The organism is Actinopolymorpha cephalotaxi, from assembly GCF_013408535.1.
In the GTDB taxonomy this organism is placed as follows: Bacteria; Actinomycetota; Actinomycetes; order Propionibacteriales; family Actinopolymorphaceae; genus Actinopolymorpha; species Actinopolymorpha cephalotaxi.
In genome coordinates this window covers 1,690,930-1,717,297 of the sequence record NZ_JACBZA010000001.1, presented here as the reverse complement: position 1 = coordinate 1,717,297, position 26,368 = coordinate 1,690,930, and the positions used below count along the sequence as shown (strand labels likewise).

The window sequence follows — 26,368 nt, the reverse complement described above, 5'->3', positions numbered from 1 at the left end:
CCCGGGGCGAAGGGTGATCGGCCCCGGCCGCCTGGCGCCGACCGCGACCCGGGACAGCCGGCCGTCGTTTCGGCCTTGACTCTGACATTGATGTCGGGTTTTAGCGTCGGGTCATGCAGATCGGGACATTCAGCTCCATGACGGACGAGACGATCGACCCCACCGGCCTCGCGCGCGCGGTCGAGGAACGCGGGTTCGAGTCTCTCTTCGTACCCGAACACACCCACATCCCTGCCTCGCGGGAGACGCCGTACGAGGGCGGCGGGGAACTCCCCCGCGAGTACTACCGCGTTCTGGACCCCGTCTCCACCCTGGCCGCCGCCGCGGCCGTCACCACCACCCTGCGGCTGGGTACCGCGGTGAGCCTGGCCGCGCAGCACGACCCGATCGTGCTGGCCAAGCAGGTCGCCACGCTCGACCATCTGTCCGGCGGCCGGATCGAGTTCGGCGCCGGCGCGGGCTGGAACCGCGAGGAGATGCGCAACCACGGCACCGACCCGCGCACCCGGGTCCGCCTGCTGCGCGAACGACTGCTCGCCATCCGGGAGATCTGGACCCGGGAGCAGGCGGAGTTCCACGGCGAGTTCGTCGACTTCGACCCGATCTTCTCCTGGCCGAAGCCGGTGCAGCGGCCTCACCCGCCGATCCTGCTCGGCGGTGGAGGACCGACCACCCTGGCCCGCGTGGTCGACCACGCCGACGGCTGGCTCGCGCCGTTCGGGCTCAGCCCGGGCGACCTCGCCCCGCGAATGCGATCTTTGCGCGAGCTGGCCGGCGACGCGGGCCGTCCCGAACCGACGGTCACCGCGACCACGTTCGGGGAGGACCCGGCCGAGCTGGCGGAGTTCGCGGACCTGGGGGTGCACCGGGTGCTGCTCTTCCTGCCCGCCGAGGAGTCCGCGCAGGTACTCAGGCGCCTGGACCGGCTGGCGAAGCTGCTGCCGGAGGTGGCTTCGGCTGCCGTCTGAAAACCGTCTGACAACCGTCTGAAATGGTGGGAGCCGTGGCGAAGAAGAAGACCTCCCAGGGCACGCCCGCGGTGGTGGCGCTGCAGCGAGCGGGCGTGGCGCACACCGTCCATGCGTACGACCACGAGCACGGCCACGAACCCGAGGGTGGCCGGACCGGGAAGGAACGCCCGCACTACGGGCAGGCCGCGGCCCAGGCGCTCGGCGTCCCGCCGGAACGCCTGTTCAAGACACTGCTCGCCCAGGTCGACGACGAACTCGCCGTGGCGGTGGTGCCGGTGAGCGCGTCGCTGGACCTCAAGGCGTTCGCCGCGGCACTCGGGGGCAAACGCGCCCAGCTGGCCGAGCCGGCGGTCGCGGAGAAGGCCACCGGGTACGTGGTCGGCGGGATCAGCCCGCTCGGCCAGCGCCGCCGCCTGCGCACGGTGGTCGACGCCAGTGCGAAGAACCACCCGACGGTGTACGTGTCCGCCGGCCGGCGCGGCCTGCAGGTCGAGCTCGCGCCCGCCGACCTGGTGGAGCAGTGCGCGGCCACCTCCGCACCGATCGCCACCGCACCGATCGCCACCTGACCTGAGCGCCGGACGGGAAGACCTCGCCCGCTGCCCCTGAAAAGAGCACGGTCCCCGCAACTCCCTGAACTCCAGGGTGTTGCGGGGACCGCCGAACCCGCCTGTGGCTTACGGGTCCCTTCGTACGGAATCTCCGTACGTGCAGAACTCAGTCGACCAGCACCCGGAGGGTGAAGGTGCCGCCGTCGGCGTCGGTGGTGCCGGACATGCCGACCGCCTTCAGCACCTCGAGGTTGGCCCGGTCGCTCGCAGGCATGCTGGGGAGGTAGAGCTTCTCCAGCTTGTCCAGGTCGACGAACGCGCCGAACTGCGCCTTGTCAGCGCCCTCCACGGCCTTGGTGAAGGTGTCGTTGCCGCCCAGGTCGCCGCCCTTGACCAGCTCGTCGGCGTAGGCCTGGCTGGTCGCGAGGGCTACCTGGTCCGAACCGGTGGCCTTGCCCAACTGGACGCCGGCGCCGGACGCACCGAGCAGCTGGTCGATCTTCGGCAGCAGCTGCCGCGCCTTGGCGACGTCGGTGGTGGACCGGAAGCCGACCAGCGGAAGCTGCGGGGAGCCGTCCTGGCCCGCCGACCCCTGCCCGGTCAGGCGTTCCATCCCGCGCTCGTCCATGGCGAGGGTGAACTCCTTGCCCAGCAGGGTGTTCAGGTCGGCCGGAATCCGGATCCCGAACTGGCTCTGTGCCGCCTGCACGAAGGAGTCCAGTTGCGCGGCCTGGCCGCTGGCCTCCAGCGTCTTGCGGAGGTCGGGCCAGCCCTTCTCCAGCGCGGGACCCGCCCCGGACACCGACAGCGCCGCGACGGTGGACGAGGGCAGCTCACCCAGCTTGATGCCGGTGCCCTGCAGCGAGGGCAGCTTCGCTCCGCGCGTCTTGGCGACCAACTGGACCGAGTCGCTGGTGAAGCTCAGGCCACCGACCAGCCGGCCCTGCGTCGACATCGTGGGCAGCTGCGCGGCCCGCGCGCCGGTCAGCCGGCTCAGCTTGGGCACGTCGGCCCAGAAGGACATGACGCCCTCGTCGACCTCGCCGACGTCACCCTTGAACGTCTCGTTGGACGACAGCGGGCTGTCCTTCACCGAGGAGGCCAGCGCGTCGGCGCGCGACTGGGAGTCGGCCACCAGCATGTAGTCGTCGACGAACGCGTAGCCGCTCTTGTCGTCCGCTCCGCCGAGCTTCTTGATTCCGACTCGGGCCTTGTCCTCGTCCTTGATCTGGACCGCGGCGACCGTCTCGGTGTCCTTGCCGTCAGCGCCTGGCAGCACCGCCACGCCGGCCCGGTCACCGAGCCAGGGCTCGACGTCCTTCGCGTAGTCGGCGTCCCGCAGCTTCGGGTCGTCCTTCTTGATCGCGTCGAACAGCGCCTTGCGGAGGTCGTCGCCCTCGCCGATCCGCTTGCGCGCGTCGGGGAACTTCCGCACGACGTTGAAGATCGCGGCCTTCTGCTGCACCGACGGGTCGAGGTCTATCCGGAAGAAGGCGACCGCGTTGGCCGGCAGCACCTCCTCCGGCTGCGTACCGCCGCCGCCGATCCGAGAGAACGCCCACGCGCCGCCGCCGACGGCGAGAACGAGGACCGCCGCCAGCGCGGCGATCAGCCACCGCCGGCCACCGCCACCACGGCGGTCACCATCGATCACCTCGGGTCCGCCGGGTTGACCCGGAGTCCACGGAGCGTCACCGCCACCACCCTGGCCGCCGCCCTGGCCACCACCGGCGTACCCACCGGCGGCACCGGCCTGCTGGGCATAGGGGCCCGGTCCGCCCTGACCGGGCTGGGGCGCACCCGGCACCTGCCGGCCGTATGAAGACTGCTGCGCCTGCTGGTCGTACTGATCAGGCCGGCCGTACTGGCCCGAGGGGCCGGGCTGGCCGGGCTGGCCGGGCTGACCCGGCTGCGGACCGCGCGGCGGCTGCTGGCCCTGCTGATCCGGCCGGCCGTACTGACCCTGCTGACCCGGCTGCGGGCCGCGCGGCGGCTGCTGCCCCGGCTGTCCCTGCCCCTGCTGCGGCGCCGGCGGCCGGTCGGCGGGCCGCCACTGAGGCGATGGCCCGCCCGCGCCGGGCGGGCCCGGACGGTCGGGATCGCGAGGTGGTGGCGTGCGGTCGTCGGACATGTGTGGGCACCCCCGGAGGTGACGAAACCGAGGTCACGGAACTCAAGGCCGCGCAACCTTGGCTTGCTCTGTGAAGACGATCTGTGAAGACGAGGAACTCGGCCGGACGAACGTGGCCGATTCGGACGCCAAACTAGCGCATCGGAGCGTCGGGGGTCCGGCTCCGGTCGCGGCCGCTGTGGATAACCCGAGAGAAGTCGCCGTCCCGGCCGGAGCCCGACCAGACCAGCGGAATGACGGGGGCCAGCGCGGCCAGTGGCCAGCTCACCAGCACGCCGTACGCGTGCAACGTGAGCGGCGCCGACAGCGCGGTGCCCGGGGCGGCGTGCGGACTCCAGGTCCAGACCAACGAGCCGTTGGCCACCAGGCTGCCGACGACGACCGCGGCGAACGCGGCCAGCACGCTGCCCGCCAGGAGCCCGGCCACCGTGACCAGGCCGTGCCGCAGGAACAACGTGGCCAGCACCGTCCCGAGGACCAGCGCGGTGCCGGCGCCGAGCGCGGCGTACCAACCGTCCATCGAGACCAGCCGGGCAGCCTGCTCCTCGTCGTTCGGGAAGGGCCCGAGCTCGGTCATGGTCATCGCCACGTGGGGCGACGGGGCGGTCCACGCCCACACCAGCCCGGCGATCGCACCCGCCGCGACCAGCACGACGGCGACCACCCAGAACGCGCGCCCGGCGCCGGGCGCCCTGTCGGGCGGCGTCCGAGGGCCGGGAGCGGAGGCGTCAGCCGGGTACGTGGTGTTCACCGCCCCAGATCCTACGCACGCTTCCCCGGGGGCCTGGCAGCGCTCGGCGCCCCGGCCGACCGGCACGCTCAGGAACGGACACACCCCGGCCCGAGCAGTGCCTTGAGGTCGCCCATCAGCGCCGTCGACGGCGTGACCCGCCAGCGGTCCTCCAGCCGCATCACCATCGTCTTGGTCTCCGAGCGCAGGTGAAGGTGGATCTGGGTCATCCCCGGATGGGTGGAGAAGATCTCCTTGAGCCGGTCGACCACCGGTGGTGTGCACCGCTCCCGGGCCAGGGAGATCGCAAACGGCCCGGTCTGCTGGTCGCTGCTGATGTCGGGCACGGACAACTCCATCGCGATCAGTTGCGGAACGTCGTCGCGCCGGTCCAGCCGGCCCTTCACGACCACTACGGCGTCCTCGGTGAGCTGCAGGGCGGTGAGCTGGTAGGTCGACGGGAAGAACATCACGTCGATCCCACCCTCGAGGTCCTCCAGGGTGACGATCGCCCACGGGTCGCCCCGCTTGGTCATCTTCCGGGTGATCGAGGTGATCAGTCCGCCGACGGTGACGATGGAGCCGTCGGGACGGTCCTCGTCGGCGAGCAGGGTGCCGATGGTGCAGTCGGAGGCGTTCGTCAGCACGTGCTCGATGCCGAAGAGCGGGTGGTCGGAGACGTACAGCCCGAGCATCTCCCGCTCGTGCGCGAGCAGGGTCTGCTTGTCCCACTCCCCGATCTCGGGCACCTGCGGCGACATCAGCGCGGCCACGTCGGCCTGGTCGCCGCCGCCGAAACCGAACAGCGAGTCCTGGCCGATCGCCTCCTGGCGCTTCTGGTCGATGTAGTACTCCACCGCGTCCTCGTGCCAGGCGACCAGCGCGCGCCGGCGGTGGCCGAGCGAGTCGAACGCGCCCGCCTTGGACAGCGACTCCAGCACCCGCTTGTTGCACACGGTCGCGGGCACCTTTGCCATGAAGTCGCTCGCGTCGGCGAACCGGCCCTTCGCCTCCCGCGCGGCGACGATCGCCTCCACGACGTTGGCGCCGACGTTGCGGATCGCGGTCAGCCCGAACCGGATGTCGGTGCCGACGGGGGTGAAGTTGGCCGCGGAGTCGTTCACGTCGGGTGGCAGGACCTTGATGCCCGAACGCCGGCAGGCGTTCAGGTAGATGGCCATCTTGTCCTTGTCGTCCTGCACCGAGGTGAGGAGCGCGGCCATGTACTCGGCCGGGTAGTTGGCCTTGAGGTAGGCGGTCCAGTACGACACCAGGCCGTACGCGGCGGTGTGCGCCTTGTTGAACGCGTAGTCGGAGAAGGGGACGAGGATGTCCCACAGCGTCTTGACGGCGGCGTCGGAGTAGCCCCGGGAGTGCATGCCCTCGCTGAAGGGCCCGAACTCCTTGTCCAGGACCTCCTTCTTCTTCTTGCCCATCGCCTTGCGGAGCAGGTCGGCCTGTCCCAGCGAGTAGCCGGCGACCTTCTGGGCGAGCCGCTGCACCTGCTCCTGGTAGACGATCAGGCCATACGTCGGGCCGAGGATCTCCTCACACGCCTCCTCCAGCTCGGGGTGGATCGGCGTGATCTCCTGCTGGCCGTTCTTGCGAAGGGCGTAGTTGGTGTGGGAGTTGGCGCCCATCGGGCCGGGGCGGTAGAGCGCGCTGGCCGCGGAGATGTCCTCGAAGTTGTCCGGCCGCATCAGCCGCAGCAGCGAGCGCATCCCGCCGCCGTCCATCTGGAAGATGCCGAGGGTGTCGCCGCGGGCGAGGAGCTCGTACGTCTGCTTGTCGTCCAGCGGGAGCTTGAGCAGGTCGATCTGCTCGCCGCGGCTCATCGCGATGTTGCGGACCGCGTCGTCCATGATGGTGAGGTTGCGCAGCCCGAGGAAGTCCATCTTCAGCAGGCCGAGCGTCTCGCAGGTCGGGTAGTCGAACTGCGTGATCACCGCGCCGTCGGCCTCGCGCTTCATCAGCGGCACGTGGTCGGCCAGCGGCTCGGCGGACATGATCACCCCGGCCGCGTGCACGCCGGTCTGGCGGATCAGGCCCTCCAGGCCCTTCGCGGTGTCGATGACCTTCTTGACGTCGTGGTCCTGCTCGTAGAGCGCCCGGACCTCCCCCGCCTCGCTGTGCCGCGGGTGGCCCTTGTCGAAGATCCCGGTGAGCGGGATGTCCTTGCCCATCACCGCCGGCGGCATCGCCTTGGTGATCTTGTCGCCGAGCGCGTAGGGGTAGCCGAGGACCCGGGAGGAGTCCTTGATCGCAGCCTTCGCCTTGATCGTGCCGAAGGTCGCGATCTGGGCGACCTTGTCGTCGCCGTACTTCTCGGTGACGTAGCGGATGACCTCGCCCCGCCGGCGCTCGTCGAAGTCGATGTCGATGTCGGGCATCGAGACGCGTTCGGGGTTGAGGAACCGCTCGAACAGCAGGCCGTGCTGGAGCGGGTCGACGTCGGTGATGCCGAGCGCGTACGCCACCAGGCTGCCCGCCGCCGAACCACGGCCGGGGCCCACCGCGATGCCGTTGTTCTTGGCCCACATGATGAAGTCCGCGACGACCAGGAAGTACGCCGGGAAACCCATCTGCAGGATGATCCCGAGCTCGTACTCCACCTGCTTGCGGTAGGTCTCGTCGTACCCGTCGGCGAACCGGCGGTCCATGCCCCGCCAGGTCTCCTCCCGCAGCCACGAGTCGTCGGTGTGGCCCTCGGGGATGTCGAACCGCGGCATGAGGTTGCGGAACTCGAACATCCCCGTGGTGTCCACCCGCTCCGCGATCGCGAGGGTGGTACGGCAGCCGGACTGCCAGGCCTCCGAGGAGTCCAGCGCGCGCATCTCCTCCGCCGGCTTGAGGTAGTAGCCCGACCCCTCGAACTGGAAGGTCGGCGCGGCCAGCGTGGACGCGGTCTGGACGCACAACAGCGCGGCGTGCGCGGTCGACTCGTGCTCGTAGGTGTAGTGGGAGTCGTTGGTGACGACGTACTGCAGGCCGAGCTCGCCCGCGATCTTCTCCAGACCCCCGCGCGCCCGCTTGTCGATGTCGATGCCGTGGTCCATCAGCTCGACGAAGTAGTTCTCCCGGCCGAAGATGTCGCCGAAGTCGGCCGCGGCGTCCAGCGCCTCCTTCTCCTGCCCGAGCCGGATGCGGGTGGAGATCTCCCCCGACGGGCAGCCGGTGGTGGCCATCAGACCGTCGCTGTACTCCGCGAGCAGTTCCCGGTCGATCCGGGGCTTGCGGAAGAAGCCCTCCATCGACGCCCGGGTCTGCAGCCGGAACAGGTTGTGCAGGCCGACCGCGTTGCGCGCCCAGATGGTCATGTGGGTGAACGCGCCGGCGCCGGAGACGTCGTCGCCCTTCTGGTGCTGCTGACCCCAGCGGACCGGCGCCTTGTGGTAGCGGGAGGTCGGGGCGACGTAGGCCTCCAGGCCGATGATCGGCGTGATTCCCGCCGCGGTCGCCCTGGTGAAGAAGTCGTACGCCCCGTGCAGGTTGCCGTGGTCGGTGATCGCGACGGCCGGCATCTGGAGACGCTGGGCCTCGGCGAACATGTCCTTGAGCTTCGCCGCGCCGTCGAGCATGGAGTACTCGGTGTGGACGTGCAGGTGGACGAACGAGTCCGACATCAGGGAGAAGCGCCTCCTGTCTGCGCCGACGCCGAAGGCGTTGGGCGCCGACCGGGGGAAGGGCGGCGGCGCTTCGCCAACAAGTAAGAGTCAGACTCTATTGCCCTTGCACGTAAGGGCAACGCCGCCCCGCCGAAGAGTTCGTGATCAACCTCTGTTAGCGGCCGAATCGGCCGCGGGCCGACCACGATCCGCCACCGGACGATGATCAACGAGTCGTCGCGGCGCCACGCTCGGCGAGGTCGAGAGACTCCTCGATCACGGCGGTCATGATCCGGCGGAGGCGTTCCCGGCCGAGGCGGGGTGCCTGGCGGGCCATGCCGGCGACGATCTCCGCCTCCCGGTCGGGGTCACGGCCGGCGCGGCCGCCGACCGGCTTCAGCTGCTGGACCTGCTCGGTCAGCCCGGCGCGGTACTCGAGCAGGGCGGCCAGGGCGGTGTCCACCTCGTCGATCGCGGCCCGGGCCTCGGGCAGCGACGCCGGCAGCGGGCGAGCGGTCAGGGCGGCGACCGGCTGGTCGGTCACGGATCGGTGCACCACTCCACGCTAGGTAGCCGACCCCGCGGCGTTCAACATGGCGAGACGATCGTCTCGTCACCTGGACCGTTCGGAGTCGGCCCGGGCCCGCTCCAGCGCCTCGGCGAGATCGTCGGGGTAGGACGCCTGGAACGCCACCCACTCCCCCGTCGACGGGTGCTCGAACCCCAGGCGCGCCGCGTGCAGCCACTGGCGGGTGAGCCCCAGCCGGCCCGCGAGCACCGGGTCGGCGCCGTAGGTCAGGTCGCCGACACACGGGTGCCGGACCGCGCTCATGTGCACCCGGATCTGGTGGGTACGCCCGGTCTCCAGGCGTACCTCCAGCAGGGAGGCGTGCCGCAGCGCCTCCAGCGTCTCGTAGTGGGTCACCGACGGCTTGCCCTCGGCGACGACCGCCCACTTGTAGTCGTGGGTGGGGTGCCGGTCGATTGGCGCGTCCACCGTGCCACGGCTCGGATCGGGGTGGCCCTGGACGAGCGCGTGGTAGATCTTCTCCACCTCGCGTTCCTTGAACGCCCGCTTCAGGACGGAGTAGGCGTGCTCGGACTTCGCCACCACCATCAGGCCGCTGGTGCCCACGTCGAGCCGGTGCACGACCCCCTGGCGCTCGGCGGCGCCGGAGGTGGTGATCCGGAAGCCCGCGGCGGCCAGGTGGCCGATCACGGTCGGGCCCCGCCACCCGGGGCTGGGGTGAGCCGCCACACCGATCGGCTTGTCGACCACCACGATGTCCGCATCGTCGTGAACGATCCGCATCCCCTCCACCCGGGCGGGAGCGACCGGCTCCTGCGGGCGGGGAAGCTCGACCTCAAGCCAGGCGCCCGCACTCACCCGCTCGGACTTCGGCACCGCCTCGCCGTCGACCCGGACCAGGCCGTTCTCGATCAGGTCGGCGGCCTTCGTCCGGGACAGCCCGAAGAGCCGGCCGAGAGCCGCGTCCAGGCGTTCGCCCTCCAGACCCTCCGGCACCGGCAGCCCTCGCCGGTCCGCCGCTCCGGTGGCGGCCGTCGCGCTCACTCCGCCTTCCTCAGCGCCGGCTCGTCGGCGGCGACTCCGGGAGTTTGGGGCGGCTCGTGCGCCTGCCGGGCACTCGTGTCCGGCTTGTCCGAGTCGGGCCGGCGGCCGGACTCCTCGATGGTGCCGTCCCAGCGGCGGCCCCGCATCGCCAGCACGATGATCAGCGCGGCGGCCGCACAGATCGAGGCGTCGGCGACGTTGAACACCGGCCAGTTCGGCAGCGCCAGGAAGTCGACCACGTGGCCGCGCAGGAACCCCGGCTCCCGGAAGATCCGGTCGGAGAGGTTGCCGAACGCACCACCCAGCAGAAGTCCGAGCGCGATCGCCCACGGAGTGCTCCTGAGCGTGCGGGACAGCCGGAGCACGACGACCACCACGGCCAGCGCGACCAGGGACAGAATGATCGTGTAGCCCTCGGCCAGGCCGAACGCCGCTCCGGAGTTGCGGACCAGCAGCAGCGTCAGCAACCCGCCGGCCAGCCGGATGGGCTCCCGGTCGGCCAGCTGGGACATGGCGATGATCTTGGTCACGATGTCGACGGCCAGCACGACGAACGCCACCGCGGCGAAGAGCCCGAGCTGGCGGCGCCGACGGCGGTCTGCGTTGGCGTCGTTCAGCGACGCTCTTCCTTCTGTTTGCATGACACGCACAGTGTCGCACGAGGGAATGCCAGCAACCGAGCCTTGCCGATGGGTTGGCCGCAGCCCTCGCACACGCCGTAGCTGCCGTCGTCGATTCTGACCAGCGCCCGGCGGGTCTGGGCGAGCATGTCCCTGGTGTTGTTGGCGAGGGAGATCTCGTGCTCGCGTTCGAAGGTCTTCGAGCCGGTGTCGGCCTCGTCGTCGCCGGCCCCGTCGCCGCTGTCGCGCAGCAGGTCGGCGATGTCGTCGGCGGCGGAGTGCAACTCCTCCTCCAGTCGGTCGACCGTGCCGGTCAGCTCCTGGCGGACCCCGTCCAGCTCCGCCGGTGTCCACGGCTCCTCGTCCGGACGTACCACCAGCCGCGCGGCCCGCCCGGCCGGGTCGGCCGGCTCCAGCTCGGCGGGCTCCACATCGGCCGGCTCCACGGCGGGCGGTGCGGAGGGCACGGCCTGCTCACCGGGCGCACCGGCCTCGAGCCCTGGTGCCGCCTTCCCGGCCGGGGTGCTCCTGCTCGCGGGCGCCTTCCGGCCCGGGGCGGTCCTCTGCGCGGAGCCGGCCTTCTTCGCCGACGCGGCCTTCTGCGCGGATCCGGCCTTCTTCGCGGAGGCCGTCTTCTTCGCGGCCGCGGCCTTCTTCGCCGACGGGGCCTTCTTCGCAGACGCGGTCTTCTTGGCGGACGCCGTCTTCTTCGCGGCGGTCGCGCTCCCGCCCGGCGCGCCCGTCTCCTCGCCCGTGTCGCCTGCCTGCTCCACCACGTCGACCACCGCCCTGCGTACGTACGGCGAGACCGTCCCGCACTTCCTGCCAGTGTGCACGCGTCTGCCGAGTCCGCACGCTTTCCCCGCGGACGGCCCGGGCAGCCGCGGTGCCGGCGCCCGGCAAACCGGACGAGTCGACCGAAGCATGGACGGAACGGCAGCAGACCGGCACCGGGGACGAGCCCGAACCGCACCGCCGGCCGGGCCGCTGCCCGGCACGTGGCGCCCCGGGCGTTCAACCCCGGGAAACGCCGATGGCCCCCGGGAGCAGTCCCGGGGGCCATCGGTTCGTACGTGCGAAATGCGCCTACAGCGAGGAGTCGTCGTCGTCCTCGAGAAGGGCGTTGAGCCGGGGCGTGCCACCGGAGTTCATCCGGTCGCCACGTCCACCGCGCTCACGCTCCCGCTCGCCGCGCTCCTCCCGGTCACCGCCGGTCGCGAGCGCCGGCTTGTGGGAGTTGCCCGAACGCGGGCCGTTGCCCGACTCCAGGCCGTTCTCCAGGTTTCCCTGGCCCGCGAGAACCCGAAGCTGGCTCTCGAAGTAGGCCTTCAGGCGGCTGCGGTACTGCCGCTCGTAGGTGCGCAGCTCGTCGACCTCACGCTGCAGCCGGGTCTTCTCCTTCTCCAGCTGGCCGAAGAGCTGAGTGCGGCGCTCGGCGGTGTCCCGGTCGAGCTGCTCCGACTTCGACCGAGCCTCGGACTCCAGCCTGCTGGCCAGACCGCGGGCTTCGTTCTCCAGCCGCTCGGCCCGTGCCCGGGCGTCGCTCAGGATCCGGTTGCCCTGCTCCTTGCTCTCCGACACGAGCTGGTCGGCGTTCTGCGTCGCGATCTCCAGCAGGCGGGCCGCGGCGCTGGACGCCTCGGCGATGCTGGACGGGCCCGGCTGCGGCGTCGTCTGCCGGACCTGGGGCTGCTGCGGCTCGGGCTGCTCGGGCTTGCCGTAACCGCTGTCGCGCCCAGTGTCACGTCCACTGTCACGGCCGCGGTCGCGGTCTCCGTCGCCACGCTGCGCGGAGGCGAGCTTCTGCCGAAGGTCTTCGTTCTCGTGGTTGAGGCGTTCGAGTTCGGACTCGACTTCGTCGAGGAACTGGTCCACCTCTCCCATGTCGTAACCCTCCCGCAAACGGACGGGCGTGAAGCGCTTGTTGCGCACGTCCTCGGGTGTCAACGGCATGACCTCACCTCAGGCTCGCAGGGCGGACTTACGTGGATATCGGAGCAACCGTACCCGGTTTGGGTGGCAAAGACCGAGGGGGCTCCGGAAACTACCTGTTCGGCATGTTCTGGTCACCGACCGAACCGATCACCGGGCGGATCCCCGGACGATCGGCGGGCGGATCGGCGGGCTGATCAGCGGACGATCGGCGGCAGAACCGGAACGCCGGCACCGGAGCAGGAGCATCGGCACCGATCCGGGTTCACCGGCCGAAGATCGCCAGCACCAGTGCCTGGAGGACGTAGATGATCACGATCAGCAGCAGGAACGACAGATCCAGGGCGAAGCCGCCCAGCCGAAGGGGCGGGATGACCTTGCGGAGCGCCTTCAGCGGTGGGTCGGTGACGGTGTAGACGCCCTCGAGGATGACGAGCAGGACCCCGCGTGGCTCCCAGGACCGGGCGAAGAACTGCACCCAGTCCACCACCAGCCGGACGAAGAGCAACACGAGGAAGATCCATAGTACGGAGTACAGGATCTCGCCGATGATCTGCACGCGGACTCCTTCTGGTGGCCTTGCCGCCGGGTCTCGAGCCTATCCCGGCGACTCGTCACCTCAGGCCGGGCCGACCTCGGGGATCACCCGGGCAGATCCCGGAGTTCGCGCGGGCGCTTCGCGCGACCAGGGTCCGGCGCAGGCCTCAGCTCTGGTTGAAGAAACCCGCCTCGGCCATCCGCTCCTTGTCCTCGGCCCGGACCTTCACGTTGGCCGGGGAGAGCAGGAAGACCTTCGCCGTCACGCGTTCGATGCTCCCCCGCAGCCCGAAGATCAGCCCGGCCGCGAAGTCGACCAACCGCTTGGCGTCGGAGTCGTCCATCCCGGTGAGGTTCATGATCACCGGCGTACCGTCGCGGAAGTGCTCGCCGATCAGCCGGGCGTCGTTGTAGGTGCGGGGATGCAGCGTCGTGATCCGCGACATCTCCACCTCCGGTGCCGGCTGGACCTGACGTCGGTCGGGAAATGCTGCCACGGTGCCGCCCTTGTCCTCGTCGCTCTCGGCCGGCGACTGGGCAGCCGGACGGGTGCCCCGAGCCTCCCGGGTGTCGCGGTCCTCACCGTCGTCGATGTAGTCGCCCTCGTAGGCCCCGTCGTAGTCGTCCTCGTAACGGCCCTGGTCTTCTACGAGACCGAGGTACACCGCGACCTTGCGCATCGCGCCTGCCATGTGAACCTCTCGCCTTCTGCTGTCAGCTGCGCCGGGCCGAGCATGCAGCCCCGTCCGGCGTCGACGCTACCTGTCGTAACTTCGCTCACCTAGTAACCGACGCCCAAGCCGTACGTGTGTCGCGCCATGGGCGATTGCGTCCTCGAGGTCCGCGCTCATTCCGGCGGAGACCCAGGTGGCCTCCGGATGTTCCGTGCGTACCTCGGTGGCGACCCCTGCCAGCCGGGCGAACGCCGGTCCCGGTGGTACGCCCAGCGGCGCGACCGCCATCACCCCGCCGAGCACCAGACCGGGCGCCGCCGCCACCGCGCCGGCGACCTCGGCCACCTGGTCCGGCGGCACCCCGCCACGTCCGCCCGCACCGCCTGGCCGGTCCACGCCGTCGACGCCGTCGGGGTCGCTCAGGTCGACCTGGACCAGGCACCGCAGCGGTTGTTCGCGGCCGGCCACTGCCCGCCGCAGCGCGTCGACCAGCCGCACCCGGTCGACGGAGTGGACCACCGCGGCGTACTCCGCCACCGCACGCGCCTTGTTGGCCTGAAGCTGCCCGACGAAGTGCCAGGTCAGCTCCGGATCCGCCACCTCGGCCACCTTCTCCTGCGCTTCCTGGTGGCGGTTCTCGCCGAAGTCACGGACGCCGAGTTCGGCGAGCAGGCGTACGTCCTCGGCCGGGAAGGTCTTGGTGACCGCGATCAGCGTCACCTCCTCAGGTGACCGACCGGCCAGCTCGCAGGCCCGCTCGATCTGGGCCCGGACGGCCGCGAGGTTGGCGGCGAGCTGAGCCCGGCGTTCGTCGCTCGCCGGGCTCAACCGCCCGCACCCGGTCCGTGGAGAACCGACTGCCCTCTCACTTCAGGAAGTCTGGTACGTCGAGTTCGTCGTCGTCGATCGGGCGGCGGACCGGCCGCGGCGTCGACGCCGGCGAGGGCGATGTGCCCTGCTGGGTCGAGCCGTTGGGCGCACCACCGGAGGTACCCGAGGTGCCACCCGCACCGGACTCGCCCGGGCGGGCGCCGCCGAGCAGACGCTGGCGAAGCTCCTGGGTCTGTGCGGCCAGGTCGGCCTGGCTCGACGAGCCCGGCGCCTGTGCGGGTTGTGACTGCGCCGGCTGCGACTGTGCGGGCTGAGCCTGAGGCGCCGGGGCGGCCGCGGGCGGCGGCGTAGCCGGCGTGGCGGACGCGTACGACTGGCCGGACGCGTACGACTGGCCGGGCGCCGGCTGGCCGGAGCCGGTGTTGCCGGAGACGCCGTTGCCGACCGGCGTGCCCTGCGGGGCCTGCTCGCCGACCGGCGCGGACTGCGGCCGGCCGAGCTCTCCGGGCCGGCGCCCCGCGGGGGGCGGCGGCACGGCCTGGCTCGCGCCGTTGCCGGCGGACGCCTCCTGCGAACCACGGCGGCGGGGCATGCCGCCGTCGAAGCCGGCGGCGATGACGGTGACGCGTACCTCGTCGCCGAGACCGTCGTCGATGACCGCACCGAAGATGATGTTGGACTCCGCGTGCGCGGCACTGGACACCAGCTGGGCGGCCTCGTTGATCTCGAAGAGTCCGAGGTCGGAGCCGCCGGCGATGGACAGCAGGACGCCGTGCGCGCCGTCGATGGAAGCTTCGAGCAGCGGACTCGATATCGCCATCTCGGCCGCGGCGACGGAGCGGTTCTCACCGCGCGCGGAGCCGATGCCCATCAACGCCGAACCGGCGTTGGACATCACGCTCTTGACGTCGGCGAAGTCGAGGTTGATCAGGCCGGGCGTGGTGATCAGGTCGGTGATGCCGGAGACACCTTGCAGCAGCACCTGGTCGGCCTGCTTGAACGCGTCGAGCACGCTGACCTGGCGGTCGCTGATCGACAGCAGCCGGTCGTTGGGAATCACGATGAGGGTGTCGACCTCGTCGCGCAGGGCGTTGATGCCCTCCTCGGCCTGGCTGGCCCGCTTCTTGCCCTCGAAGGCGAATGGGCGGGTCACGACGCCGATGGTGAGTGCGCCGAGCGAGCGCGCGATCCGCGCGACGACGGGCGCGCCGCCGGTGCCGGTGCCGCCACCCTCGCCGGCGGTGACGAACACCATGTCGGCGCCCTTGATCACTTCCTCGATGTCCTCGGCGTGGTCCTCGGCCGCCTTGTTGCCGACATCGGGCTGCGCACCCGCGCCGAGACCGCGGGTGAGTTCCCGCCCGATGTCCAGCTTGACGTCGGCATCGCTCATCAGGAGCGCCTGCGCGTCGGTGTTGATCGCGATGAACTCGACGCCCTTGAGGCCGACCTCGATCATCCGGTTGACCGCGTTGACACCCCCGCCGCCGATGCCGACGACCTTGATGACCGCTAGGTAGTTCTGCGGTGCCGCCACGACGCTCGCCCTCTCGGTAGACATTCTTCCCCGGCCCAGAGAGGCAACCTCAACCATCAACCCTCACGGTCAAGTAGAGGGTTATAGTTATGTCAACCTCGGCCTGACATGAAGGTACGGAGCGGTCGCGGACGAATTCAACGCAACACGCCGAGCCGCCCGGTTCTTCGATAAACCGGTCGAAAATCGGTCAGCCCGTCAGTCGCGTCAGCACCGCGGAACGCCGGCCGCCGAGGCATGTTCTCCGACCCGCCCGGAGCGCGGCGGCGGTGCTCAGGCCCGGGTGGTCGGGAAGCCGGGAACGCTCACGTCGTAGACCTTCGCCTTGCGGGGAAGGAGTTCGGCGAGCACCTTGGCCTTCAGCTTCGACTGTTCGGCGTTCCCCCACACGACGGTCACGCCGTGCGTCATCCGCAACGTGACCGCGTCGGGAGTCTTCACCTCGATGGTGTCGAGCCTGCGCAGGAGCGACCTGGGCAGCGCCGCGGCCACCCGGGCACCGACCACGCGCAACTCCTCCGTGCGAGCCGGGCTCGGGCGCCCGGCCCGCAACCGCACCAGCGGATGGGCTCCGGCCGCGTCCGGGACCGTACGGAACGGAACACCGTCGGCGTCGACCAGGTGGTACGCCGATCCGTCCTGCCACACCGCGACGGCCTTGCGCTCCACGATGCGCACCGTCACCTCGTGCGGCCACGAGCGGCTCACCTCCGCACCCTTGACCGGCGGCAGCTGCGCCACGATCCGGGTGCGGACGGCCGCGACGTCGACCCGGGCCAGCGGGCGGCGCAGCGGCACCGCGGCCGCCGAGCGCACCTGTGCCGGGGTGAGTCCGGACGCGGAGGTCAGGCCTCGTACGGCAACCGTGCGGGCGTCCAGCAGGCTGGAGAAGCCGACCGCCCACACGCCCGCGCCGGTGACGAGCACGAGGGCGAGCAGGACGAGCAGCGGCCGCATCCGCAACAGCCGGCGCCGCCAGCGCCGGCGGCCGAACCTGTCTTCGGAGCGGCGTGCCGAACCGCGTGCCGACGTACGCGAGACCCCCGAGACCCCCGTCGGCATCAGCGCGCTCCCGGCTCGCTCTCCGCCGCCAGCCGGTCGCCCACGAGTTCGAGGACCTCCGGCCCGACCAGCGCGACGTCGGGTGCGCCGAGGGTGAGGACCAGGTCGCCGGGTCGGACCCGCTCGGCGACCCGCACCGGAGCCGCCGACCAGGACCGTTCGTACACGATCCGCTCCGGCGGCAGCGGGATGTGCGGGATGATCAGCGCGCCGGTGACACCCGGGATCGGGTCGTCGCCGGTGGGGTCCATCACGACCACCTCGTCGGCGAGCCCGAGGGCCTCGCCGAGCTCGCGGTAGAAGAACTGCGTCCGGGTGTGCCGGAGCGGGCGGAAGCAGACGATGACCCGCCCGTCCCCCGCGGCCCCGCGCGCGGCCTGCAGGTTGACCAGCATCTCGGTCGGGTGGTGGCCGTAGTCGTCGTAGACGCGCACACCGCCGACCATGCCTTTGTACTCGAACCGGCGCCGGGTGCCGGCGTAGCTCGACAGTCCTTCGCGAAGCTCGCCCGACGGGAAGCCGAGCGCGATCCCCGCGGCGTACGCGGCGGCGGCGTTCCAGGTGTGGTGCCGGCCGGCGACGTGCACGTCGATGGTGCCCTCGGGGCGACCGTGCACGACGACCTCGAAGCTGGAGCTGAGCGGCTGCTGGTGGACGTCGGCGATGCGGATGTCGGCGTCCTCGGCCTCGCCGTAGGTGTGGACGTCGACCCCGCGGGCGCGGGACGCCTCGGCGAGCCGGCGGGCACCCGGATCGTCGACGCAGGCGACCAGGCAGCCGCCCGGCACGATCCGGTCCACGAAGGCGTCGAACGCCCGGTGGTAGTCCTCCGGTGATTCGTACATGTCCAGGTGGTCGGGGTCGACGTTGGTCACCACGGCGACCTCGGGTGAGTACTGCAGGAACGCCCGGTCGGACTCGTCCGCCTCCACCACGAAGATGTCGCCGGTGCCGTCGTGGGCGTTGGTGCCGGTGTCGTTGAAGTTGCCGCCGATCGCGAACGACGGGTCCGCACCGCAGTGCTGGAGCGCGACCGCGAGCATCGACGACGTGGTGGTCTTGCCGTGCGCGCCGGAGACCGCGGCCACCCGGCGGCCCTCCATCACCGCCGACAGTGCGGCGGCCCGGGAGTACAGCAGCAGCCCGCGCCGCCGGGCCTCCACGACCTCGGGGTTGTTCTCCTTGATCGCGGTGGACACCACCACGGTGTCCACGTCGGCGACGTAGGCCGGGTCGTGCCCGACATAGCAGGTGGCGCCGAGGGCGCGCAGGGCGGTGAGGGTACGGGAGTCCTTGGCGTCGCTGCCGGTGACGGTGATGCCGCGGGCGATCATGATCCGCGCGATACCGGACAGACCGGCCCCGCCGATCCCGACGAAGTGGACGCGGCCGAGCTTCTCCGCGGGGATCAGCTCCGACGGGGGAGGAACGATCATCGGCCAACCTTTCCGGCATTCTTTCCGGCTTTGCCCTGCGGACCCGCGGCCGCCGCCCGGACCATCTCGGCCAGCCGTTCGTCGGCGTCGGCCGGCATGAGGTCCTGGGCGACCTTGGCCATCGCGGTCAGCCGGGCGGGGTCTGTCGCGAGCCCGACCACGTGCTCGCGCACCCAGTCGGGAGTGAGGGCGGCGTCGTCGACGAGCAGGCCGCCGCCGGCGTCCACCACGGGTTGTGCGTTCAGTCGCTGCTCGCCGTTACCGACCGCGTACGGGACGAAGACGGCGGGCAGCCCGACCGCGGCCAGCTCGGTCACGGTGTTGGCACCGGCCCGGCCGACCGCGAGGTCGGCGGCAGCATAGGCCAGGTCCATCCGCTCGATGTACGGCACCACGACGTACGGCGGGTCCCCCGGGCTGGCAGGCGGCACCTCGACGGTGTTGCGCGGCCCGGTGGCGTGCAGCACCTGGACCCCGGCGGCGGCCAGCGCGGGCGCGGCCTGGGAGACGGCCTGGTTGATCCGCTGGGCGCCCTGGGACCCGCCGGTGACCAGCAGCGTCGGACGGTCGGGGTCCAGCCCGAACTCGGCCCTGGCCTGGGCCCGGAGGGCGGACCGGTCCAGGGCGGCGATCTCGCGCCGGATCGGCAGCCCGACGAACTTCGCGTGCCGCAGCGGCGTCGCCGGGAAGCTCACCGCCACCTCGGAGGTGACGAACCGGGCCGCGAACCGGTTGGCGATCCCCGGGCGGGCGTTCTGCTCGTGCACCACGACCGGGACCTTCATCCGGCGGGCGGCGAGGTAGGCGGGCATGGCGACGTATCCGCCCAGACCGACCACGACCTGCGCGCCGGTGCGTTCGATCACCGCGGCCGAGGCCCGCACGGCGCCGGCCAGCCGGCCCGGCACGGTGAGCAGCCGGGGGGTCAGCTCCCGGGGCAGCGGCACCCGGGGAATGAGCGCCAGCTCGTATCCCGCGGCCGGGATCAGCCGAGCCTCCAGGCCCTCCTCCGTACCGAGGAAGGTGAGACCCACGTCGGGGTCGGTGCGCCGGAGCGCGGCGGCGAGGGCAAGTGCCGGACTGATGTGGCCGGCGCTACCACCGCCGGCGAGAACGACGTGCACAAACTCACCCTTCGTCATGGCGGGCCGAACTCTTCCGCCGGGCCCGCGCGGCTGCCCTGGACGCCGCCCTGTTGGCGGACCGCTCGTCGAGCGCGGCACGCGCGGCCGGCTCACGCCGCGCGAACGACACGAGCAACCCGAGGGCGAACAGAGTCGGAAGCATGGCGGACCCACCGTATGACACCAGCGGCAGGGGTATGCCCGCGATGGGGAGCAGACCCAGGACGGCGCCCATGTTGACCAGCGCCTGGGCGGTGATCCAGCCCACGATCCCGGCCGTGGCGAGGCGGGTGAAGGTGTCCTCGGTGCGCAGTGCGACCCGGATGCCGACATAGGCGAGGGTGAGGAACATTCCGAGCACCACCAGGGTGCCCACGAGGCCCAGCTCCTCCCCGATCACGGCGTAGATGAAGTCGGTGTGCGCCTCGGGCAGCCAGCCCCATTTCTCCCGGCTGTTGCCGATTCCGACACCCCACCAGCCGCCGGTGCCGAGGCCGAACAGCGAGTGCGCGGCCTGCCAGCCGGAGTTGCTGTAGTCGGCGAACGGGTCCATGAAGCTCATCAGCCGGCGCATGCGGTAGGCGCTGGTGATGGCGAGGTAGGTGACGAGCAGACCCACGACGCCGACGAACATCGCGAAGTAGCGCAGCGGCGTGCCCACCACGAACAGCAGGACCAGTACCAGCGAGAACAGCACCAGTGCCGTGCCGAGGTCGCGCTGCCCGAGCACCAGAGCGAGCACCAGCCCCGCCCCGGGGACGAACGGAATGACCAGATGTTTCCAGTGCTGGAGCAGCTTCTCCTTGCGGGCCAGCACGTCGGCGCCCCACAGCACCAGCGCCAGCTTGGCCGCCTCGCTGGGCTGCATCATGAACGGCCCGCCGAGCCGCAGCCAGTTGCGGTTGCCGTTGATCTCCACGCCCAGTGGGGTGAAGGTCAGCACCAGCAGGACGAACGCCACGATCAGCATGGGGTAGGTGAACGCCCGCAGCAGGCGCAGCGGCAACCGGGTGGCGACGAACGCGAGCGGTATGCCGGCGGCCACCCACATCAGCTGGCGCAGGGCCATCGTGTAGGAGTTGCCGTAGGTCTCCAGCGAGTCGTAGCTGGAGGCCGACAGGACCATCGCGATGCCGAGGGCCAGCAGCAGCCCGCTCACCCCGACGATCAGGTGGTACGACGTCAGCGGCCGGTCCAGCAGTCCGCGCAGGTCGGCCAGCCAGCTCGACCGGCGTTCCGCCCCTGCGTCCCCGGTGTCCTCGGCGGTGGTCACCAGACTCCCGTCCCTGTGCGCAAGCGCGGCCTCCCGTTCAACTGCTGTGCGGTGCACCTCCGGCGAGCCGCCGCGCCGCCGCGCTGAACGCGTCACCGCGCGCGCCGTAGCTCGCGAAGAGGTCGAAGGACGCGCAGCCGGGCGCGAGGAGCACGGTGTCGCCTGGTCGGGCCAGGCGCCGCGCGTGCGCCACGACGCGATCCATTACCTCAGTCTCGCCGTCGGCGACCTCCACGACGGGGACCTCGGGCGCGTGTCGCGCGAGTGCGTCGAAGATCAGCCTCCGGTCGCGGCCAAGCAGGACGACGGCCCGCAGCCGGTCCTTCACGGCGTGTACCAGGTCGCCGAAATCCTGGCCCTTGGCGAGGCCGCCCGCGACCCAGACCACCGAGTCGTACGACAGCAGCGAGGCCACCGCGGCGTGGGCGTTGGTGGCCTTGGAGTCGTCGACGTACGGGATCCCGTCCACCTCCGCGACTCGCTGGATGCGGTGCGGCTCCAGCGTGAAGTCGGTCAGGCCGGCCCGGACGGCGCCCGTGGGGACCCCGTGCGCGCGGGCCAGTGCCGCCGCGGCCAGCGCGTTGGCGACGTTGTGCGGAGCCGACGACGGCAGGTCGCGGACGTTGCACAGCTCGGCGGCGGAGGTGCGGCGCTGCTCGACGAAGGCCCGGTCGGCGAGCACCCCGTCGACCACGCCGAGCATCCCGGCGGCCGGGATGCCGGCGGTGAAGCCGACCGCGCGGCAGCCTTCCACGACGTCGGCCGCGCGGACGAGCTCCTCGGTGGCGGCGTCGGCGACGTTGTAGACGCAGGCGACCTCACAGCCCTCGAAGATCTTGCCCTTGTCGGCGGCGTACCGGTCCAGCGTCCCGTGCCAGTCGAGGTGGTCGGGCGCGACGTTCAGCACGGCCGCGGCCCGCGGCCACAGCCGGCGCGACCAGTGCAGCTGGAAGCTGGACAGCTCGACGGCGAGGACGTCGTACGGCTCGGGGTCGAGCACGGCGTCCACGACCGGGGCGCCGATGTTGCCGACCGCGGCGGTCCGCAGCCCGGCCGCGGACAGGATCGAGGCCAGCATGCCGACCGTGGTCGTCTTGCCGTTGGTGCCGGTGAGAGTGAGCCAGGGCGCGGCGTGCTCGGGGTCGCGCAGCCGCAGCGCGAGGTCGACCTCGCCGAGGATCGGGACGCCGGCGGCGGCCGCCTGAGCCAGGATCGGGGCGTCGGGCCGCCAGCCGGGCGAGGTCACCACGACGTCAGGGCCGCCGGGGATGGAGCCGGGAATGGAGTCAGGGATGGCGGCGGTCGAGCCGGGGCCGAGCCGGACGTCGGCGCCGAGCGTCTCCAGGATCGTGGCGCGCTCGCGTTCGGCGTCCCCGTCCCGCTCGTCCACCACGGCCACCCGCGCGCCCACCCCCAGCAGACCGGCGGCGGCGGAGTAGCCGGAGACGCCGATCCCGGTGACAAGCGCGGACAGCCGCGGCCAGGGTGAGTTCCGGTCGGCGGCGTCCAGCCAGTCCGGACCCGCGTGCCGGGCGTTGCGCGCGTTCGGCTCGCTCATGCCCCGGACACCCACTCGGCGTAGAAGATCCCGATCGCGCCCGCCACGCAGATCCCGCAGATGATCCAGAACCGGATCACGATGGTGACCTCGTTCCAGCCCTTCAGCTCGAAGTGGTGGTGGATCGGGGCCATCCGGAAGATCCGGCGCGGGGTGCCGGTGCGCCATCGGGTGAACTTGAAGAAGCCGGTCTGCAACATCACCGAGGCCACCTCGATGAGGAAGAGGCCGCCGATGGCGATCAGCAGCAGCTCGGTGCGGGTGAAGACCGCCATCGCGGCCACCCCGCCGCCCAGCGCCAGCGAACCGGTGTCACCCATGATGATCTTGGCCGGTGAGGCGTTCCACCACAGGAATCCGAAACAGGCCGCGGTGACGGCGAACGCCACCACCGCCAGGTCGTACGGATCCCGGACCTCGTAGCACTTCGCGGCCGGCTGGTTGAAGCACGCCTGGTTGAACTGCCAGACACAGATCAGCGTGTACGCCGCGAACACCATCACCGAGGCGCCCGTGGCCAGGCCGTCCAGGCCGTCGGTGAGGTTGACGCCGTTGGACGTCGCCGCGATCAGGAAGAGCACCCACAGCACGAAGACGATCGAGCCGAGCTCCAGCCAGGGGACCCGGATGTCGCGGATGAACGAGACGAACGTGGAACCCGGCGTGACGTTCCGCTCGTCCGGGAACTGCAGCGCCAGGATGGCGAAGATCACCGCGACCGAGGTCTGCCCGGCGAGCTTGGTCTTGGCCCGCAGTCCCAGGCTGCGCTGCCGGGACACCTTGAGGTAGTCGTCCAGGAACCCGACCAGGCCGAGCCCGACCATCAGCATCAGCACCAGCGCGCCGGACGCCGATGGCAGCCGCCAGACGAAGAGGTGTGCGGCGATGTAGCCCAGCACCGCCGCGACGATGATCACGACGCCGCCCATCGTGGGCGTACCCCGCTTGGTGTGGTGCGACGTCGGTCCGTCGTCGCGGATGATCTGGCCGTACCCCCGGGCGGCGAGCATCCGGATCGCGACGGGAGTGCCCAGCAGGGAGATCAGCAGGGAGACCCCGCCGGCGAGGAGGATGGCCTTCACGCGCCGCCCTCCACGGTGCTCGTTCCCGGACCGCCCGCACGACCGGCAGCACCCTCACTCAGGGTGTCGCCCAGATGACGCAACCCGGCGTCTCGCGAGGACTTGACGAGTACGACGTCACCGGCACGGAGCTCCCGCCGCAGCAGCGCGAGCGCCTGATCGGTGTCCGGCACGAAGACCGACTCCTCTCCCGAATAACCTTCCGCCCGGGCCCCGCGCTCGATCGCACGGGCTCCCGCGCCCACCACCACCAGCCGGGACACGCCCAGCCGCACCGCAAGTCTGCCGACACCCTCGTGGCCCTCGTCCGCGGCCTCCCCGAGTTCGAGCATCTCACCCAGCACCGCCCAGGATCGGCCGCCCCTCGCCAGCACCGGCAAGGTCTCCAGGGCCGCCCGCATGGAGTCCGGGTTCGCGTTGTAGGCGTCGTTGACGATCGTCACGCCGTCGGGACGGACGCTCACCTCCATCCGCCAGCGCGACAGCGCCACCGCCGCCGACAGGCTCTCGGCGACCGCGGCGACGTCCAGGCCGACCGCGAGGCCGACCGCGGCGACCGCGAGCGCGTTGGCGACGTGGTGCCGGCCGACCAGGCCGAGCGCCACCTTGGCGCTCCCGGCCGCGGTCACGAGTTCGAACGCCGCGCGGCCGGCGTCGTCGAGACGTACGCCCTCGGCGCGGACGGTGGCGTCGGGGCCCTCGCCCACGAACACGGTCCGGCCGCGGTTTCGCCCGGCCATCGCGGCCACCAGCGGGTCGTCGGCGTTGAGGACCGCGATGCCGTCCTCGCCGAGGGCCTCCACCAGCTCACCCTTGGCCCTGGCCGTCATCTCCTTGCCACCGAACTCGCCGACGTGGGCGAGGCCGACGTTGAGGACGACGGAGATGTCGGGCGGCGCGAGCTCGGTGAGGTAGCGAATGTGCCCGACGCCCTTCGCGCCCATCTCGAGTACGAGGTAGCGGGTCTGCTCGTCGGCCCGCAGGACGGTCAGCGGCATGCCCAGCTCGTCGTTCAGCGACCCCTCCGGCGCCACCGTCTCACCGGCTCCGGCGAGCAGCTGCGCGAGCAGGTCCTTGGTCGTGGTCTTGCCCGCCGACCCGGTGACGGCCACCACCGTGAGGTGGGGCAGCCGGTCCAGCAGATGCCGGGCCAGCCGGCCGACGGCCGCGACGGAGGCGTCCCGGTGGCCCTGCGCCGGCGGGGCGACCACGCACGGCAGGCCGGGCAGCGGCCGGCTGCTCAGCACCGCCGCGGCTCCCTTGTGGACGGCCTCGGCGGCGAAGTCGTGCCCGCGTCCGTCGGCGACGAACAGCCCGCGCGGCGACAGCTTCCGGGTGTCGGCGGCCACTCCCCCGGTGACGGTCGAGTCGGGGTCGGCGTCGTGCAGCTCCCCGCCGACCGCGGCCGCGATCTCCGCCAGGGTCATCGTGATCATCGCTGGGCCCCTTCCCGACCGGCTTCCCGACCGGCTCCGTGCTCTGCTTCGTGTCGTGCTTCGTGTGCTGCTTCGTGTCCTGCTTCGGGCCCGGCGGCCAGTCCGGCCCCGTGGCGGCCGGACATCCGCGCGAGTTCCTCCGCGACGACGACCCGGTCGTCGAAGGGGTGCACCACCCCGGCGACGTCCTGGCCCTGCTCGTGACCCTTGCCCAGCACGAGCACCGTGTCGCCGGGCCGAGCGGCCCCAAGTGCGTACCGGATCGCCTCCCGCCGGTCGGCGACCTCCCGTACCTCACCGCGGTCGGCGGCGGGCACTTCCCGGGCGCCGTGGAGCGCGGCCGAACGGATCGCCGCCGGGTCCTCCGAGCGCGGATTGTCGTCGGTGATCACCGTGAGGTCGGCGTGCCGGGCCGCGGTGGCACCCATCAACGGTCGTTTCCCCCGGTCGCGGTCGCCGCCGCAGCCCAGCACCGTGACCAGCCGGCCGGGTGTTCGCGCCCGCATCGTGTCCAGGGCCCGGGCGATCGCGTCCGGGGTGTGGGCGTAGTCGACCAGCACCACGAAGTCCTGGCCCGCGGTCACGCGTTCCATCCGCCCGGGCAGCGCGACCTCGGCGAACGCCGGCAGGAACTCCTCGGGGTACAACCCCGCGGTGGCGAGCACGGCGGTCGCCAGCAGGGCGTTGGCGACGTTGAAGTCCCCGGGCAGGGACAACGAGACGGCCACGTCGATCCCCCCGGGGCCGCGCACCCGGAAGTCGCTGCCGCCGTCGGTGGCCGCCCGGACGTCCTCGGCCCGCCAGTCGGCCGCCGGGTCGCCTGCCGCGGAGTACGTCACCACCTCGATCGGCGTCTCGTGGACCAGCCGCCGCCCGTGCTCGTCGTCGAGGTTGACGACGCCGACGCGGGCGTGCTCGGAGGTGAACAGGCTCGCCTTGGCCCTGAAGTAGGACTCCAGGTCGCCGTGGAACTCCAGGTGGTCCTGGCTGAGGTTGGTGAACCCGGCCACGTCGTAGATCGTCCCGTCCACCCGGCCGTGGACGAGCGCGTGGCTGGAGACCTCCATCGACACCGCCTGTACGCCACGCTCGAGCATCACCGCGAGCAGCGCCTGCAGATCCGGGGCCTCCGGGGTGGTCCGGGCGCTGGGCAGGATCTCGGTCCCGATGCGGGTGCCGGTGGTGCCGAGCAGGCCGGTCTGCCGCCCGGCGTACCGGAGGGCGGCCTCCAGCAGGAACGCCGTGGTGGTCTTGCCGTTGGTGCCGGTGATCCCGAGCATCAGCAGGTCGCGGGCGGGGTTGCCGTACATCCAGGCGGACAGCTCACCCACCACGGCCCGCGGGTCGGGCACCACGAGCGTCGCCAGCCCGGCCGCCTCGCACCGGTCCCGGCCGGCGGGGTCGGTCAGGGCGGCGACGGCGCCGCCGTCCGCGGCGGTCTGTGCGTAGGTGGCGCCGTGGGAGCGGTCACCCGGGCGGGCGACGTACAGGTCGGCGGGTACGACCGACCGCGAGTCCTGGCTGATGCCGGTGATCACCACGTCGGCCCATCCGGCGTCGGAGCGCTCGGCGTACGACACCTCGGCCGGCGCGAGCTCGGCCCCCGGCAGGGCGGACAGGAAGGAGACGACCTCCGGCAGCGTCCGGCGGAGCGGACGTGTCGGACGCGGGGTCACCGCGCCGGTGGCGGGGACGGCCACGGGGT

21 protein-coding genes and 1 pseudogene are annotated in these 26,368 nt (G+C 71.6%); 2 read left to right on the top strand and 20 right to left on the bottom strand.

What is annotated here, in order from left to right; genetic code table 11:
* Positions 1–113 precede the first annotated feature (113 nt).
* Positions 114–968: an LLM class F420-dependent oxidoreductase gene (locus tag FHR37_RS07725; RefSeq protein ID WP_092884864.1), complete on the top strand. Its 855-nt coding sequence runs from the start codon at positions 114–116 to the stop codon at positions 966–968.
* A gap of 35 nt (positions 969–1,003) precedes the next feature.
* Positions 1,004–1,540, top strand: coding sequence for a Cys-tRNA(Pro) deacylase (gene ybaK, locus FHR37_RS07720; RefSeq protein WP_330831728.1), 537 nt, complete (start codon positions 1,004–1,006; stop codon positions 1,538–1,540).
* Between the two features lie 148 nt (positions 1,541–1,688).
* On the opposite strand, the gene FHR37_RS07715 is transcribed toward ybaK, so the two are convergent.
* The 20 genes and pseudogenes from FHR37_RS07715 to FHR37_RS07620 form a co-directional block, all read right to left on the bottom strand.
* Complete coding sequence (locus FHR37_RS07715) at positions 1,689–3,653, bottom strand: DUF3352 domain-containing protein (RefSeq protein ID WP_139239044.1); 1,965 nt, start codon at positions 3,651–3,653, stop codon at positions 1,689–1,691.
* Positions 3,654–3,786: 133 nt separating this feature from the next.
* Positions 3,787–4,404: a hypothetical protein gene (locus tag FHR37_RS07710; RefSeq protein WP_092884868.1), complete on the bottom strand. Its 618-nt coding sequence runs from the start codon at positions 4,402–4,404 to the stop codon at positions 3,787–3,789.
* A gap of 68 nt (positions 4,405–4,472) precedes the next feature.
* Positions 4,473–8,006 (bottom strand): DNA polymerase III subunit alpha, encoded by a 3,534-nt coding sequence (gene dnaE / locus FHR37_RS07705; protein ID WP_092884870.1) that lies wholly within the window; start codon positions 8,004–8,006, stop codon positions 4,473–4,475.
* 208 nt (positions 8,007–8,214) lie between these two features.
* On the bottom strand, positions 8,215–8,544 hold the full coding sequence (locus FHR37_RS07700) for a chorismate mutase (RefSeq protein WP_237768901.1): 330 nt from the start codon (positions 8,542–8,544) through the stop codon (positions 8,215–8,217).
* Positions 8,545–8,601: 57 nt separating this feature from the next.
* Complete coding sequence (locus tag FHR37_RS07695; protein ID WP_092884872.1) at positions 8,602–9,561, bottom strand: RluA family pseudouridine synthase; 960 nt, start codon at positions 9,559–9,561, stop codon at positions 8,602–8,604.
* A complete protein-coding gene (lspA, locus tag FHR37_RS07690) occupies positions 9,558–10,202 on the bottom strand; it encodes a signal peptidase II (protein WP_092884874.1) in 645 nt (214 codons plus the stop codon). The genes FHR37_RS07695 and lspA overlap by 4 nt, the downstream gene beginning before the upstream one ends.
* Complete coding sequence (locus FHR37_RS32965) at positions 10,175–11,017, bottom strand: TraR/DksA family transcriptional regulator (protein ID WP_139239045.1); 843 nt, start codon at positions 11,015–11,017, stop codon at positions 10,175–10,177. The genes lspA and FHR37_RS32965 overlap by 28 nt, the downstream gene beginning before the upstream one ends.
* A gap of 250 nt (positions 11,018–11,267) precedes the next feature.
* Positions 11,268–12,134: a DivIVA domain-containing protein gene (locus FHR37_RS07680; protein WP_092884879.1), complete on the bottom strand. Its 867-nt coding sequence runs from the start codon at positions 12,132–12,134 to the stop codon at positions 11,268–11,270.
* 244 nt (positions 12,135–12,378) lie between these two features.
* A complete protein-coding gene (locus tag FHR37_RS07675; protein WP_092655839.1) occupies positions 12,379–12,672 on the bottom strand; it encodes a YggT family protein in 294 nt (97 codons plus the stop codon).
* Positions 12,673–12,817: 145 nt separating this feature from the next.
* A complete protein-coding gene (locus FHR37_RS07670; RefSeq protein WP_092884882.1) occupies positions 12,818–13,342 on the bottom strand; it encodes a cell division protein SepF in 525 nt (174 codons plus the stop codon).
* Positions 13,343–13,408: 66 nt separating this feature from the next.
* The gene (locus tag FHR37_RS07665) at positions 13,409–14,152 is read right to left on the bottom strand and encodes a YggS family pyridoxal phosphate-dependent enzyme (RefSeq protein ID WP_092884884.1); all 744 of its coding nucleotides are present in this window, start codon (positions 14,150–14,152) and stop codon (positions 13,409–13,411) included.
* Between the two features lie 595 nt (positions 14,153–14,747).
* A pseudogene (gene ftsZ / locus FHR37_RS31340) lies at positions 14,748–15,716 on the bottom strand (cell division protein FtsZ); the annotation flags it as partial.
* A gap of 249 nt (positions 15,717–15,965) precedes the next feature.
* A complete protein-coding gene (locus FHR37_RS07655; protein WP_092884888.1) occupies positions 15,966–16,754 on the bottom strand; it encodes a cell division protein FtsQ/DivIB in 789 nt (262 codons plus the stop codon).
* Entirely contained in the window at positions 16,754–18,190 is a 1,437-nt protein-coding gene (gene murC / locus FHR37_RS07650) for a UDP-N-acetylmuramate--L-alanine ligase (protein WP_092884890.1), read from the bottom strand. The genes FHR37_RS07655 and murC overlap by 1 nt, the downstream gene beginning before the upstream one ends.
* Positions 18,187–19,332, bottom strand: a complete 1,146-nt coding sequence (murG, locus tag FHR37_RS07645; protein ID WP_202884496.1) for an undecaprenyldiphospho-muramoylpentapeptide beta-N-acetylglucosaminyltransferase — start codon at positions 19,330–19,332, stop codon at positions 18,187–18,189. Before murG ends, murC begins: the two co-directional genes overlap by 4 nt.
* Positions 19,319–20,587: a putative lipid II flippase FtsW gene (ftsW, locus tag FHR37_RS07640; protein ID WP_237768902.1), complete on the bottom strand. Its 1,269-nt coding sequence runs from the start codon at positions 20,585–20,587 to the stop codon at positions 19,319–19,321. The genes murG and ftsW overlap by 14 nt, the downstream gene beginning before the upstream one ends.
* Before the next feature lie 37 nt (positions 20,588–20,624).
* Positions 20,625–22,145, bottom strand: coding sequence for a UDP-N-acetylmuramoyl-L-alanine--D-glutamate ligase (murD, locus tag FHR37_RS07635; RefSeq protein WP_092884894.1), 1,521 nt, complete (start codon positions 22,143–22,145; stop codon positions 20,625–20,627).
* Positions 22,142–23,227: a phospho-N-acetylmuramoyl-pentapeptide-transferase gene (mraY, locus tag FHR37_RS07630; RefSeq protein ID WP_092884896.1), complete on the bottom strand. Its 1,086-nt coding sequence runs from the start codon at positions 23,225–23,227 to the stop codon at positions 22,142–22,144. Before mraY ends, murD begins: the two co-directional genes overlap by 4 nt.
* On the bottom strand, positions 23,224–24,663 hold the full coding sequence (locus FHR37_RS07625; protein ID WP_092884898.1) for a UDP-N-acetylmuramoyl-tripeptide--D-alanyl-D-alanine ligase: 1,440 nt from the start codon (positions 24,661–24,663) through the stop codon (positions 23,224–23,226). Before FHR37_RS07625 ends, mraY begins: the two co-directional genes overlap by 4 nt.
* Complete coding sequence (locus FHR37_RS07620; RefSeq protein ID WP_092884900.1) at positions 24,660–26,363, bottom strand: UDP-N-acetylmuramoyl-L-alanyl-D-glutamate--2,6-diaminopimelate ligase; 1,704 nt, start codon at positions 26,361–26,363, stop codon at positions 24,660–24,662. Before FHR37_RS07620 ends, FHR37_RS07625 begins: the two co-directional genes overlap by 4 nt.
* Positions 26,364–26,368: the final 5 nt, after the last annotated feature.